This is a genomic window from Amorphus suaedae, from assembly GCF_053629675.1.
In genome coordinates this window covers 1637855-1652102 of the sequence record NZ_JBRJIT010000001.1, presented here as the reverse complement: position 1 = coordinate 1652102, position 14248 = coordinate 1637855, and the positions used below count along the sequence as shown (strand labels likewise).

Sequence of the window (14248 nt, the reverse complement as noted above, 5' to 3'; positions counted from 1 at the left end):
CTCCGGCCGCTCAGCGGGCTCCGTAGCGGGCGGTCCATGCCTGTTCCAGGCGCTCCGTCCAACTCGGGTCCGGCTCGCGCAGGGTCGGCCGCATCTCCGCCGGCGGTAGGATCGCCGGGTCTTCCGCCAGCGTGTCGAAGCGCGCGCGATCGGCCTCGGGCAGCCGTTCCACGTTCAGCACCGTCGGGTCGCCCCAGATCGCCGGGTCCGCCTTGCGCGCCTGCGCCTCGGGCGACATCAGGAAGTTGGCGGTCACCAGCGCGCCCGCCTTGGCGCTGGCGTTGTAGGGGATCGCCACGAAATGGCTGTTGCCGATGGTGCCGCCAGCCAGCACGTAGGGCCGCACCGTGTCGGGCAGCTCGCCGTCGGCGATCGCCGCGCTCGCGTCGGCCGGATTGAAGGTGAAGGCGAGGTCGGTCTCGCGGTCGGCGAACAGCTGGCGGAGCTGCGAGACGTTGGCCGGGTAGGCCGCGCCCTTGCGCCAGAGATGCGGGGTGATCGCGTCGAGGTAGGCGAACACCGGCGCCACCTGACGGTCGAAGTTTTCGTCGGTGGCCGGCCGGTCGAGGGCCAGCCGGTCAGGGGCGAGCGTCACCAGCAGCTGCTTCAGGAAGGTCGTGCCCAGGAAATCCGGCGGCTGCGGATAGGTGAACCGGCCGGGATGGTCGATCACGTAGGCCTTCAGCGCGTCGAGGTCGCGCGGCGGGTCGGGCAGCGTCGCCATGTCGTGCAGGAACACCAGCTGCGCCATGCCCCACGGCGCCTCCAGCCCGTCGACGCGCACCGTGGCGTCGGTGAGCACGGTGGGCTTGCCGTCCACGTCGACGTGCGTCCAGTTGGGCAGGAGCGTCGCCCAGCCGGGCGCCATCAGCAGGTCGTGCTTGCGCATGGCGGCGAAGTTCTCGCCGTTGATCCAGACGAGGTCGACGCTGCCGCCGGTGTCGCGCCCAGCCGTCTTCTCCGCCAGCACCTGGGAGACGACGTTGGCGGTGTCGCTCACCTTGACGTGGATCAGGTCGATGCCGTAGCGCGCCTTCAGCTCGCCGCCCGCCCAGGCGATATAGGCGTTGATGCGCGGTTCGCCGCCCCAGGCGTTGAAATAGACCGTCTGGCCGGTTGCCTCCGCCGTCACGGCGGTCCAGTCCTGCGGGTTGGGATCGTCGGCGATGGCAGGCCCGGCGGCGAAGGCAGCGATGGCGAGGACGATGAGAGCCTTGAGATGGGTCACGGACGGCAAACCTGCGATGGGTCGGGGACGATGATCACAGACCCTAGTCGGGTGGCTGGCGGGTGCCAACAGGCGCGCCCCGGGAACACGCGACCGTGACGCTTCTCCCCGTCGAGGCCGCCCTGCCGGAGCTCAGCGCCGCGCTCGCGGCGCACGCCGCGGCTGTGCTGGTGGCGCCGCCCGGCGCCGGCAAGTCGACGCGCGTGCCGCTGGCGCTGCTCGACGAAGCCTGGCGCGGCGATGGTCGGATCCTCGTTCTCGAACCGCGCCGGCTGGCGGCCCGCGCCGCGGCCCGGCGGATGGCCGACACGCTCGGCGAGCCGGTCGGCCGCACCGTCGGCTACCGGGTGCGCATGGACGCGAAGGTGTCGGCGGCGACCCGCGTCGAGGTGGTGACGTCCGGCGTGTTCGTGCGGATGATCGCCGACGATCCGGAGCTCGCCGGCGTGGCGGCGGTGTTGTTCGACGAGGTGCACGAGCGGGCGCTCGACACCGATCTCGGCCTGGCGCTCGCCCTCGACAGCCAGGGCGCGCTGCGGCCGGACCTGAAGATCCTGGCGATGTCGGCGACCGCCGATGCGGCCCGCATCTCGGCGCTCTTGGGCGGCGCGCCGGTGGTGACCAGCACCGGCCGCAGCTTTCCCGTGGAAACTCGCCACGCCCCGCCTGCGCCGCGCACCCGCACCGAGGATGCCGTCGCCGAGACGGTGCGCCGCGCGCTTCGCGACGAGACCGGGTCGGTGCTCGCCTTCCTGCCCAGCCGCGCCGAGATCGAGCGCACGGCCGAACGCCTCGCCGACGGGCTCCCGCCGAACGTCGATGTGGTGCCGCTGCACGGCGGCCTCGATGGACGCGCCCAGGACGCGGCGATCCGGCCGGCGGCGGCCGGCCGCCGCAAGGTGGTGCTGGCGACGCCGATTGCCGAGACCTCCATCACCATCGAGGGCGTGCGGGTGGTCGTCGACGCGGGCTACGTCCGCCGGCCGCGCTTCGAGCCGGCGATGGGACTGACGCGGCTGGTGACGGAAAAGGTCTCGCGCGCGGCCGCCGACCAGCGGCGGGGGCGGGCCGGCCGCACCGAGCCGGGCGTCTGCGTGCGGCTGTGGGCCGAGGCGCAGACCGCCGCCCTGCTGCCGTTCGATCCGCCGGAAATCCTCGACGCCGATCTGGCGAGCCTCGCCCTCGATCTCGCCGAGTGGGGCGTCGACGACCCGCGCAAGCTCGCCTGGCTCGATCCGCCGCCCGAGGCGGCGTTCCGGGAGGCGCGCGCGCTGCTGGAAGGCCTCGGCGCCATCGACGCGGCGGGGCGCATCACGGCGGACGGCCGCGCGCTCAGGGCGCTGCCGCTTCCGCCGCGCCTCGCGCACATGGTCCACAAGGCGGCCGAAACCGGGGAGGCAGGCCTCGCCGCCGAGATTGCCCTCGTGCTCACCGAGCAGGGGCTCGGCGGACGCGACGTGAACGTGGCGCACCGGCGGGACGCGTTGGCGCGCGACCGCTCGGAGCGTGCCCGGGCCGGACGCGACGCCGCGCGGCGCTGGGCGAAGCTCGCCGGTGGCGATGGCGGCGGCGGCCGGGCGGACCCGCTTCGCGTCGGGCGGCTGGTGGCGCTCGCCTTTCCCGACCGGATCGCCCAGGCGCGCGGGCAGGCGGGCGCCTACCGCACCGCCGCCGGCCGGGGCGGCCTGCTCGATCCCGCCGTCGCGCTGGCGCGCGAGCCCTGGCTGGCGGTCGCCGAACTGCAGGGCGCGGCACAGAACGCGCGAATCCTGCTCGCCGCGCCGCTCGACCTTGCGACGATCGAGGAGAATTTCGCCGGCCGCATCGTCGAGGAGGAGGTCTCCGCCTTCGATCCGGAGGTCGAGGGTGTGCGCACGACGCGGGTCCGGCGCCTCGGCGCCCTGGTGCTGGCGGAGCGCCGCAGCATTCCGAAGCCCGGCGCGGAGACCCTGGCGGCGCTTCTGGAGGGTGTCGCAGGTCTCGGGCTCGACCGGCTGCCGTGGACGGCGGAGACCCGCCATCTGCGCGCGCGCGCCGGCTTCCTCCACCGCACCGTCGGGTCCCCGTGGCCGGACGTCTCCGACGCGGCACTCCTGCCGACGCTTGCCGACTGGCTCGGGCCCTACGTGCCGGGGGCGGTGGCGCTGGCCGACATCTCGCGGGCGTCGCTCGCCGCCGCCCTCGACGGGCTGCTTTCCGGCGCCGGCCGGCCCGGCGACCTCGAGCGGCTGGCGCCCTCGCGGCTGGCGACCCCATCGGGGCGGAGCGCCGAGATCGACTATGCCGGCGATCGGCCGACGGTCTCTGTCCGCGTGCAGGACCTCTACGGCCTTGCGACCCACCCGACGGTGGCCGGCGGCGCGCTGCCGCTGGTGGTGCATCTCCTGTCGCCGGCCGACCGGCCGATCCAGGTGACCACCGACCTCCCGGGCTTCTGGCGCGGGAGCTGGTCCGACGTCCGCAGCGACCTGCGCGGGCGCTATCCGAAGCACGCCTGGCCCGAGGATCCCGCCACCGCCCCGCCGGTCCGCCTCAACAAGCATGTGAGGTCCGGCAACAGCGGATAGGGTGGCGCCGAGGCTGCCTCATTTTCAACGTCCCGATTCCCTACCGGCCTCGCTTCCGCTACCTCATCTGCAATCGGCCCGAACAACTGGACGGCGCACCCATGTCCTATCCCGACACCGCCCCCCGCATCCCCGAGGGCACCCGCATCTACGCGATCGGCGACGTGCACGGCCGTGCCGACCTGCTGGAGCTGCTGCTGTCGGAGATCGACCGCGACCTCTACCGCCATCCGTGCGACGACATCGTCGAGGTCTTCGTCGGCGACTATGTCGATCGCGGCCCGCAGACGAAGAAGGTGCTGGAGGTCCTGCGGGACGATCCCCATCACGACGGCGAGCGGGTCTGCCTGAAGGGCAACCACGAGGACATGCTGCTCGACTTCCTGGAGGATCCCGAACTGCTGATTCTCTGGCTGCAGAACGGCGGCCAGCCGACGCTCGCCTCCTACGGCATCACCCCGCCGGCCGAGGTCGGCCGGGCCTCGATGACCCAGATCCGCGACGAGCTGGCCGAGGCGATGGGCGACGATGTCGGCTTCCTCTCCGGCCTGCCGCTGACCCATGTGGAGGGCGATTACCTGTTCGTGCACGCGGGCATCCGGCCGGGCGTGCCGCTGGAGGCCCAGGATCCGGAAGACCTGCTCTGGATCCGCGAGCCGTTCCTCTCCCACATGGCGCCGTTTCCCCACTGCGTGGTCCACGGTCACACCCCGGTCGAGCAGCCGGACGTGCGGCCGTTCCGCATCGACATCGACACCGGCGCGGTGGCGTCCGGCGTGCTCACCTGCCTCGTGCTGGAGACCGAAACCCGCCGTTTCCTGAGAACGAAGGCCTGACCTCCCATGACGACGGCGGACGGATTTGCGGCGCGCGCGCTGAAGGCGGCGGAAGACGCCGGCCTCAGGATCGCGCTGGCGGTGCAGATGGCGGTGGCCCTGCTCGCGGGCGCCTGGCTGGCGTTCGCCTATCCGCCCGCGTCGGTGCCCGTACCGCTCGGCGGCGCGCTGGCGGTGCTGGCGATCGGCGCCGCCCTCTACTGGACCGCCGGCACGCGCTTCGACCGGGCGTGGTTCCGCCATGCGGCCTTCGCTGTCGATGCGGTCGCCCTGGTCGTGCTGGTGGTGTTCGGGCCGCTCTCCTACGGGGACGGGACGAGCGTGAGCCTGGTGCTCGGCACCTACGGCGCGCTGATCGTGCTGCTGCTGATGCCGGTGGCGGCCCTGACGCTGCAGCCGGGGCTGGTGATCTGGACCGGTGTCGCCTCGGTGCTGGCCTGGTGGGGGGCGTTCATGGTCGTCATCGCCGACGTGCCGTGGACGCCGTCGTGGGCCACGCTGCCGCTGATGCCGGCCGCCGTGATGCTGGCGACCGCCGGCCTCCTGGCGCTGGCGCTCGTTCGGGCCCGCCGGGTCGTCGTGGCGCGCGCCCAGGCCGAGGAGGCGAAGGCGCTTGCCGATGATGCGCGGGCCCGCCTGCGCGTCGCGTTCGGCCGCTACGTGCCCGACGGCGTGATCGACGATCTGGTCGGCCGGCCCGGCGCTCTGGCGCCGGCGGTGCGGGACGCGTCGGTCCTCTACGTCGACATCGCCGGCTTCACGGCCGCCGCGGAGGATCGGTCTCCCGCCGAGGCGCTGGCCATTCTCGACGCCTTCTTCCTGCGGGCGCGCGACGTCGTCGCCGACGGCGGCGGCATGATCGTCGAGGTGCGCGGCGACGCCTTCCTGGCGATCTTCAACCTGCCGCTGGAGGTGAACGACTATCCGGACCGCGCGCTCTGGACGGCCCGCGCGCTGCTCCACGTGGTGCGCAAGGAAAGCTTCGAGGGCGTCCGGCTGGCGCTCGGGATCGGCATCGCCACCGGCCCCGTGACGGCCGGGATGATCGACGGCGAGCGGCAGGCGTTCGCGGTCTACGGCGACCCGGTCTCCCGCGCCGAGCGGCTGCAGAGCCAGAACAAGCAGCTGCAGTCGCGCATCCTGCTCGATTCCGACACGGCCAGCGGGCTGTCGGCGGAGACCGACCTTCAGAAGATCGGCGCGGTGGAGCTGCGCGGCCGCGAGGCCTCGGTGGCGATCTTCGGGGTCTGACGCCTGTTGCGGTCCGGCCGGGTGCAGACTCGATCGCAGGTGCGGCTAGCCGCTAGCCGCTGCGGCCGGCAGCCGCGTCGAGGGCGCGCACGACGATGTCCTCGGTGAGGATCTGCGGTAGCACCGCCGCCGGCCCGTCGCCCTCCGGGAACACCAGGTAGAGCGGCACGCCGGCGCGCCCGTAGCGCTCCAGGTAGGCGGTGATCGCCGGATCGCGGCGGGTCCAGTCGGCGGTCATGTAGGTGACGCCGTCGCGGACCAGCGCCTCGCGGAAGCCGCTGCGGAAAGCCACCTTCTCGTTGACCTTGCAGGTGATGCACCAGGCGGCCGTGATGTTCAGGAACACCGGCTTGCCGTCGGCCCGCAAGGCGTCCAGGCGCGCCGGGGTGAACGGTTCCGCGCCGTAGTCGTCGGCGGACGCCGAGATGATCGCTCCTTGGGAGGGGCCGTCCGCCAGGGACGGAGAGAGCAGCGCCACCGCGCCCACCAGTCCGACCACCGCCGCCAGCGCCGCGGCCCAGCGGCCGCGCTGCATCCCGCCCTGGCGCAGCCCCGTCATCCACGCCGCGAAGGCGAGCAGCACGCAGCCGACGAGCACCGCGAACATGGCGTCGACGCCCGCCTGCTGGGTCAGCACCCAGATCAGCCAGGCGGCGGTCGCGTAGAGCGGGAAGGCGAGCACCTGCCTGAGCCGGACCATCCACATGCCCGGCTTCGGCAACAGCCGCCCGATCGCCGGCACCAGCGAGATGAGCAGGAACGGCAGGGCCAGTCCGAGCCCGAGGGCGGTGAAGACGGCCAGCGTGACGCCGGTGCCCTGGGTGAGCGCGTAGCCGATCGCCACCGCCATGAACGGCGCCGTGCAGGGCGTCGCCACCACGGCGGCCAGCACGCCGGTCAGGAACGATCCGCCGACGCCGCTGCTGCCGTGGACGAGCCCGCCGGCGCGCGTCAGGCCGAGGCCGATCTCGTACAGCCCGGACAGGTTCAGCCCGATCAGCACCAGCACGTAGACGAGCACCGCGACCACCAGCGGCTGCTGCAGCTGGAAGCCCCAGCCGACCGCCATGCCGCCGGCCTTGAGCGCGATGAGGGTGCCGGCGAGCAGCAGGAAACTCACCAGGATGCCGGCGGTGTAGGCGGCGCCCTGGCCGATCCGATCCCGGGCGGAGGCATGGCCGTGGCCGGCGAAGGCGACGGCCTTGAGCGCCAGCACCGGGAACACGCACGGCATCAGGTTCAGGATCAGCCCGCCGATCAGCGCGAACACCACCGCCCGTAGGAAGCCGGTGCCGGTCGGGGCGGGGATCGCCGTGGCGGTCGTGGAGGCCGTCTCGGAGGCGGCGGGCGTGCCGCCGCCGGGGCCGCTTTGTGCCGCGCCGGCGGAGGCCGCGACCGGCGCCGGGATCTCTCTCTCCGGCCCGTCGGCGGTGAGGGCGTAGCCCTTGCGCTGCCCGGACGTGTCGGTCAGCACCAGGAGGCCGTCGACCGGTGCGGGCGGCGTCGGTCCGTGCGGCCGCAGCGCCAGCGCCAGCGTCTGCCCCTGGACGTCGAAGGTCTGCTCGGCGGCGTTGTCGATCAGGTCGGGGTCGAGGGGAAAGTAGAAGGCTTGGGAGAGCTTCGCGAGATCGACGCCGGTCGGCTCGACCTCCAGCGTCAGGTGCCCGTCGGGCATGCCGCTCAGCTTCGCCGGCCACGTCACCGGGGCGGGCATCTCCCGCCGCGCCTGAACGAAGGTGAAGCCCACCGCGGAGTCCAGCTCGCTGGTGGTGCCGGTCGGGATCTCGAACGTGGCCGAACCGCTCTCGGGAATGCAGATGTCGGCGCACACCAGCCAGTCGATGGTCAGGTCCACGGGCAGCGGATCGCCGGCGGGCCAGTCGGCCGGCACGGTCAGGGTGGCGAGGTAGGTGGTCTTGCCGGAGTAGCCGAAGTTGACCAGCGGCGGGTAGGGGAGGCGCTCCGGCGTCGGCCACTGGATCGTCGCGTCCGCCGGGCCGGAGGGCAGAGCCCAGCCGAACAGCGTCGGCGCGCCGGAATCCCCCGGGTTCTCCCAGTAGGTGTGCCAGCCGTCCTCGACGGTTTGCGTGATCGCGATCTCCACCGTGTCGCCAGGCGCGACGCTGGAGCTGCCCACGACGATCCGGGTGGCGATGTGATCGGTGTCGATGCTGGCCCCCGCCGCGGCCGCCGGCTGGGCCAGGATCGCCAGCGCGAGCACGGCTGCGACGCTCCGCCACAGTGAACCAAGGGTCGCTGTGCAACGTTTAGTCAGAGTGGCGCACGTCATGGCTGAGGGGGCTTTCCGCATGGATATGAGCGTCTAGCGCTTTGTGAGCCGCTACGCCAAATCGCCAAGTGTCACATCTTCGAGATGACCGGCGGCGAGGGGCGTGTGCAAGGCCTCCGCGCGCCAATCCGCGCCGACGGCCCTCCGACCGAAACACGACTGAACAGGAGAACGAGATGCGAAACGACAAGGCGATGTCCGAAGCGGAATGCAAGACCATTGCGAAGGGGCTGGCCCGCGTCCTGGCTGACACCCACGGCCTCTACGTGAAGACCCACGGCTTCCACTGGAACGTCGAGGGCTCGAAGTTCCGCACCTACCACCTTCTGTTCGAGGAGCAGTACACCGATCTGTGGAACGCCCTCGACGAGCTCGCCGAGCGCATCCGCGCGCTGGGCCACTACGCCCCGACCAGCTACTCCGATTTCGCCGAGCTCACCTCGGTGAAGGAAGAGCGCGGCGTCCCCGGCCCGACGGAGATGCTGAAGAAGCTGGTGCACGACAACGAACTGGTGGTCCGCACCATGCGCGAGATCCGTCCGGCCGTCGACGACGCCGACGACAACGCCACGGCCAATCTCCTCGACGACCGCCTCGTCCAGCACGAGAAGCAGATCTGGATGATGAAGAGCATGCTGAAGGACGTCGACGGCAAGGCCGAGGTCACCGCATCGGTGCTCGACGCGCTCGGCTGACCGTCGGCGCGCCGACACTCCTCCACCGACCGTTCGCTGCAACCGCGGTGGCGCCTTCCGGCGCCGCCGCGGTTTCGTTTTGGGGCGGAGCCGGCATCAGGTGTTGCCTCTCCGCGCTGCCGCGAGGTGGACTCGCGGTCTGATCCGACCCATCTTCGGTGCCGTAACGACTGCAAGGGCGCACATCGCGCATGAGCCCCCGGATGGCAGACGGCCCGCGCGCAGGAGAAGCAGTCACCGCAGCAGGATGCACGCCGGACAGACCGTGACCGGCCAGCCTCCGCCGCACCGTGCCACGAACCCAGAAAGCAGATGATGTCCGCAGATCACGCCGAACGCCCGATCCCGCTTAGCGCGGCCGAACGTGCACAGAAGCGGCGAAAGGAGATCGAGGACTTCGGGGCTCTGGACGACGACCTCGTCGAAGTCCTCGACCGGATCAGCCGGATCGCCTCGGCGGCGCTGCGGATGCCCATCACCCACGTCAGCTTTCTCGACGACGACCGGCAGTGGGTGCGCGCCGCCGTCGGTCTCGACCGGATGGACCTGCCGCTCGAGGACAGTCTCTGCATCCACGTCATCGACGCCGGCGAGTTGCTGGTGGTCGAGGATCCCGAGAACGACGACCGCTTCCGAAACAACCGCTACGTGGTCGGCGCCCCGGGCGTCCGCTTCTACGCCGGCGCGCCGCTGATCACCGACAACGACGTCCCGATCGGGACCCTGTGCGCCATCGACAGCAACCGGCGGAACTTCAGCCCCGAGGAGCGGGCGATCCTCTCCGACCTCGCCGAACTCACCATGCACATGCTCGAACTCGGCCGGGCGGTGCTGGTCGACGGGCTCACCGGCAGCTGGAACCGGCGCATGCTGGCGCGCGTCGTCGCGGCGGAGTTTCACCGCTCCTCCCGCACCGGCCGGACGTTCTCGATCGCGATGCTCGACCTCGATCACTTCAAGCAGCTGAACGACACCTACGGCCACGGGGCCGGCGACGACGTGCTGGTGCGCTTCACCGACCTGATCCGCGAGCGCCTGCGGCCGGAGGACTGGCTGTTCCGGCTGGGCGGCGAGGAGTTCGGGGTGCTGATCGTTCACGCGGGGGTGCAGGAGGCGAGCACGGTCATCGACCGGGTGCGCGCGGCGCTCGCCGCCGAGGGGCCGGTCGCGCAGACCAAGGCGCTGACCTTCAGTGCAGGGATTGCGGAACACCGGCCGGGGACGTCTTCATCCGATACGCTGAAGTCGATGCTCGATCGCGCCGACAAGGCGCTCTACCGGGCAAAGGAATCCGGGCGCGACCGGACCATTTGCGAGCCGTCCTACCGGCACTGACGGGATGTCCGGGCCGCATCGGCCCGCCACGGAGAAAGGGGACCCATGTCGATTGCATTCTGGTGCGTGCTCGTCGCGAGCATCCTGCCCATTCTGGCCGCCTATCCCGCCAAGGCCGACCCGGAGCTCGACAACCGGGACCCGCGGGCCCGCCACGCGACGCAGACCGGCCTGCGGCGCCGCGCCTATGCCGCCCACCAGAATTCCTGGGAAGCGCTGATCGTCTTCGCCATCGCGGTGATCGCCGCGGAGATGAACGGCGCGCCGCAGGACGCCGTCAACGCGCTGGCGATCGTCTTCATCGTCGTGCGGATCGCCTACATCGCCGCCTATCTGAAGGGCGTCGGCTTCATCCGCTCCGGGCTGTGGACCGCCGGCTGGATCCTGTCGATGGCGATCTTCACCAGCCCGGTCTGGGGCTGACCGCCACAAGAAAAGGCCCGCCCCCGGGGAAGGGGCGGGCCTTTCGATAAAGACCGGACGTGTGGTCCGAATCAGACCTGTCGTTCGACCATCAGCTTCTTGATCTCCGCGATCGCCTTGGCCGGGTTCAGGCCCTTCGGGCAGGCGTTGGCGCAGTTCATGATGGTGTGGCAGCGATACAGGCGGAACGGATCCTCCAGGTCGTCGAGCCGCTCGCCCGTCGCCTCGTCGCGGGAATCGTGGATCCAGCGATAGGCCTGCAGCAGCACGGCCGGGCCCAGATAGCGGTCGGAGTTCCACCAGTAGCTCGGGCACGAGGTCTGGCAGCAGGCGCAGAGGATGCACTCGTAGAGGCCGTCGAGCTTCACCCGGTCCTCGTGGCTCTGGCGCCACTCGCGCTGCGGGGTCGGCGTCACCGTCTTCAGCCACGGCTCCACCGAGCGCAGCTGCGCGTAGAAGTTGGTGAGGTCGGGGACCAGGTCCTTCACCACCGGCATGTGCGGCAGCGGATAGAGCGTTACCGGCCCGGTCACCTCGTCCATGCCGCTGGTGCAGGCCAGGTGGTTGATGCCGTTGATGTTCATCGCGCACGAGCCGCAGATGCCCTCGCGGCAGGACCGGCGGAAGGTCAGCGTCGGGTCGACCTTGTTCTTGATCCAGATCAGCCCGTCGAGGATCATCGGCCCGCAGTCGTCGGTGTCGACGTAGTAGGTGTCGATCCGCGGCGTGCGCCCGTCATCCGGGTTCCAACGGTAGATCTTGAATTCCCGAAGGTTGTCGACGCCCTTGGGCTTGTCCCAGGTCTTGCCCTTGGAGACCTTCGAGTTCTTCGGAAGCGTGAGCTCGACCATCGTCGTCTTTCCTCAACGTGGCTCAAACGAAGGGGCGGCAGCCGCCCCGGACAAGATGAGCATGGCGTTCTCGGCATTCTCGTCGGCCACGGCATAGCCGTAGGCCTTGAGCGCCTTCAACAGATCCTCCTGCCAGAGCGAGGCGTGCGTCGTCTCCACGACGATCGCGCGCGGCCAGCGCGAGGCAGGGGCGGAAGCGAAATAGGGCAGGAGGGCGCGGTCTTCGTAGCCCTCGATGTCGATCTTCAGGACACCCACGGGGGCGTCGTAGGCGGCAAGCCGGTCGGCGAGGCGAACGATCTCCACGTCGTAGCCGAGCGACCGGTCGCCCTCGAAGGCGTGCAGCGAGGCGCGGCCCTGGTTGCCCGAGGCGTTCGCCCACAGGGTCGCCGTGGAAGGTTCGGCGCCGACCGCGAACGGCTCGATGGTCACCCGGTCGGAGACGCCGTTGGCGGCGACGTTGTAGGCGAGACGGCCGCGGGAGACCGGATGCGGCTCGAACGCCACCACATGGGTGCCGGTCGGCGCGCGCGCCGCCGTGGAGATGGCGTAGACGCCAAGATTGGCGCCGATGTCGACGAACAGGTCGCCCGGCCGAAGCTGGGCGAGCACGAAGGCCCGCTCGTCGGCCTCGGGAAGCCGGCCCTTCGCCGCCAGGTCGAAGCCGTCCTTGTTGTCGCGGGGCGAGACCCGGAACGCCAGGCCCTCGACCTCGATGTCCAGCTCGTCGTCGGGCAGCAGGTGACGCACCCGCCGCCGGACCCAGCTGCGCGGTCCCGGGGCGAGCCCCTGGGCCCGGGCGAGCGCGAGCATCGCCCGCATCGCCGCGCCGGGCCTGAGGCTGCCGAACGGGGCCGCCGTCACCGGGGCCGACATCTGGGTTATCGTCGCCACGCGCCGCCGGTCCTCAGTAGACCCGCTTGGCCGGCTCGATGTAGGCGATGTCGTTCGACAGCGTGTACGAATGCACCGGCCGCGTATCGAGCACGACTTCCCGCGTCTCGGTGTTGCAGAACGACAGCGTGTGCTTCATCCACTCGGCGTCGTCGCGATCCGGGAAGTCCTCGCGGGCATGGGCGCCGCGCGATTCCTTGCGGTTGCGGGCGGAGTCCATCGTCACGACCGCCTGGCAGATCAGGTTGTCGAACTCCAGCGTCTCGATCAGGTCGCTGTTCCAGACCAGCGAGCGGTCGGTCACCTTCACGTCGTCGGCACTCGACCACACGTCGTGGATCAGCTTGTGGCCTTCCTCCAGCACCTCGCCGGTGCGGAACACGGCGCAGTTGGACTGCATCGTGCGCTGCATCTCGTCGCGCAGCTCCGCGGTGGAAGTGCCGCCCGAGGCGTAGCGGAAGCGATCGAGGCGGGCGATGGCCGGCTCGCCGGCGTTCTTCGGCAGCTCGGCGTGGCTCTCGTTCGGGCCGATCGTCTCGGCGCAGCGGTGCGCCGCGGCGCGGCCGAACACCACCAGGTCGATGAGCGAGTTCGAGCCCAGCCGGTTGGCGCCGTGCACCGACACGCAGGCCGCCTCGCCGATGGCCATCAGGCCCGGCACGACCGCGTCCGGGTCGCCGTCGACCTTGGTCAGGACCTCGCCGTGGAAGTTCGTCGGGATGCCGCCCATGTTGTAGTGGACGGTCGGCAGCACCGGGATCGGCTCCTTGGTCACGTCGACACCGGCGAAGATGCGCGCCGATTCGGAGATGCCCGGCAGCCGCTCGTGCAGGATCGCCGGGTCCAGGTGGTCGAGGTGCAGGAAGATGTGGTCCTTCAGCTTGCCCACGCCGCGGCCCTCGCGGATCTCCATGGTCATCGACCGGGAGACCACGTCGCGGGACGCCAGGTCCTTCGCCGACGGGGCATAGCGCTCCATGAAGCGCTCACCCTCGGAGTTGGTCAGGTAGCCGCCTTCGCCGCGCGAACCCTCGGTGATCAGGCAGCCGGCGCCGTAGATGCCGGTCGGATGGAACTGCACGAACTCCATGTCCTGGAGCGGCAGGCCGGCGCGCAGCACCATGGCGTTGCCGTCGCCGGTGCAGGTGTGCGCCGAGGTGCAGGAGAAGTAGGCGCGGCCATAGCCGCCGGTCGCCAGGATCACCTTGTGGGCGCGGAACCGGTGGATCGAGCCGTCGTCCATGCACATGGCCATGACGCCGCGGCAGACGCCGTCGTCCATGATCAGGTCGAGCGCGAAATACTCGATGTAGAACTCGGCCGAATGGCGCAGCGACTGGCCGTACAGCGTGTGCAGGATCGCGTGGCCGGTGCGGTCGGCGGCGGCGCAGGTGCGCTGGGCGGTGCCCTTGCCGAAGTGGGTGGTCATGCCGCCGAACGGGCGCTGGTAGATGCGGCCGTCCTCGGTGCGCGAGAAGGGCACGCCCCAGTGCTCGAGCTCGTAGACGGCGGCCGGCGCGTTGCGCACCAGATACTCGATGGAATCCTGGTCGCCCAGCCAGTCCGACCCCTTGACGGTGTCGTACATGTGCCAGCGCCAGTCGTCCTCGCCCATGTTGCCGAGCGAGGCGGCGACGCCGCCCTGGGCGGCGACGGTGTGGGAGCGGGTCGGGAAGACCTTGGTGATGCAGGCGGTCTTCAGGCCGGCCTCGGCCGCGCCGACCACCGCCCGCAGACCGGCGCCGCCGGCGCCGACCACCACCACGTCGAAGATGTGATCGACGACCGGATACGCCTCGCCCATCAGGGCCGGGCCGCTTCCGTTGCGACCGTTGGAGCCCGCACCGTTCGAGCCGGTGCCGTTGCTGCCAGCCATGG

General features: G+C 71.0%; 11 protein-coding genes. 6 read left to right on the top strand and 5 right to left on the bottom strand.

Translation table 11 applies throughout. The features are described from left to right. Positions 1–10: 10 nt before the first annotated feature. The gene (locus tag AB7M35_RS07405) at positions 11–1228 is read right to left on the bottom strand and encodes an ABC transporter substrate-binding protein (RefSeq protein ID WP_453958501.1); all 1218 of its coding nucleotides are present in this window, start codon (positions 1226–1228) and stop codon (positions 11–13) included. Positions 1229–1323: 95 nt separating this feature from the next. On the opposite strand from AB7M35_RS07405, the gene hrpB reads away from it, so the two are divergent. The 3 genes from hrpB to AB7M35_RS07390 all read left to right on the top strand — a co-directional run bounded on the left by hrpB (position 1324) and on the right by AB7M35_RS07390 (position 5882). Then, the gene (gene hrpB / locus AB7M35_RS07400; protein ID WP_453958500.1) at positions 1324–3795 is read left to right on the top strand and encodes an ATP-dependent helicase HrpB; all 2472 of its coding nucleotides are present in this window, start codon (positions 1324–1326) and stop codon (positions 3793–3795) included. 101 nt (positions 3796–3896) lie between these two features. After that, on the top strand, positions 3897–4631 hold the full coding sequence (locus AB7M35_RS07395) for a metallophosphoesterase family protein (RefSeq protein ID WP_453958499.1): 735 nt from the start codon (positions 3897–3899) through the stop codon (positions 4629–4631). A 6-nt stretch (positions 4632–4637) separates the two neighbouring features. Beyond that, a complete protein-coding gene (locus AB7M35_RS07390) occupies positions 4638–5882 on the top strand; it encodes an adenylate/guanylate cyclase domain-containing protein (protein WP_453958497.1) in 1245 nt (414 codons plus the stop codon). A 52-nt stretch (positions 5883–5934) separates the two neighbouring features. Here AB7M35_RS07390 and AB7M35_RS07385 read toward each other — a convergent pair whose 3' ends face one another. Continuing rightward, entirely contained in the window at positions 5935–8103 is a 2169-nt protein-coding gene (locus tag AB7M35_RS07385) for a protein-disulfide reductase DsbD family protein (RefSeq protein ID WP_453958495.1), read from the bottom strand. Between the two features lie 245 nt (positions 8104–8348). On the opposite strand from AB7M35_RS07385, the gene AB7M35_RS07380 reads away from it, so the two are divergent. The 3 genes from AB7M35_RS07380 to AB7M35_RS07370 all read left to right on the top strand — a co-directional run bounded on the left by AB7M35_RS07380 (position 8349) and on the right by AB7M35_RS07370 (position 10625). Next, positions 8349–8867 (top strand): Dps family protein, encoded by a 519-nt coding sequence (locus tag AB7M35_RS07380; RefSeq protein WP_453958493.1) that lies wholly within the window; start codon positions 8349–8351, stop codon positions 8865–8867. A gap of 315 nt (positions 8868–9182) precedes the next feature. Then, a complete protein-coding gene (locus tag AB7M35_RS07375) occupies positions 9183–10202 on the top strand; it encodes a diguanylate cyclase (RefSeq protein WP_453958491.1) in 1020 nt (339 codons plus the stop codon). 45 nt (positions 10203–10247) lie between these two features. After that, the gene (locus AB7M35_RS07370) at positions 10248–10625 is read left to right on the top strand and encodes an MAPEG family protein (protein WP_453958489.1); all 378 of its coding nucleotides are present in this window, start codon (positions 10248–10250) and stop codon (positions 10623–10625) included. Positions 10626–10696: 71 nt separating this feature from the next. Here the strand turns inward: AB7M35_RS07370 and AB7M35_RS07365 are convergent, their stop codons facing one another. The 3 genes from AB7M35_RS07365 to sdhA are packed head-to-tail and all read right to left on the bottom strand — an operon-like array spanning position 10697 to position 14246. Continuing rightward, positions 10697–11476, bottom strand: coding sequence for a succinate dehydrogenase iron-sulfur subunit (locus AB7M35_RS07365; protein WP_453958487.1), 780 nt, complete (start codon positions 11474–11476; stop codon positions 10697–10699). Between the two features lie 12 nt (positions 11477–11488). Continuing rightward, complete coding sequence (locus tag AB7M35_RS07360) at positions 11489–12370, bottom strand: FkbM family methyltransferase (protein WP_453958485.1); 882 nt, start codon at positions 12368–12370, stop codon at positions 11489–11491. A 13-nt stretch (positions 12371–12383) separates the two neighbouring features. Then, positions 12384–14246 carry a succinate dehydrogenase flavoprotein subunit gene (gene sdhA, locus AB7M35_RS07355; protein WP_453958484.1) on the bottom strand — a complete coding sequence of 621 codons (1863 nt, stop codon included), beginning with the start codon at positions 14244–14246 and terminating at the stop codon, positions 12384–12386. Between the last annotated feature and the right edge of the window lie 2 nt (positions 14247–14248).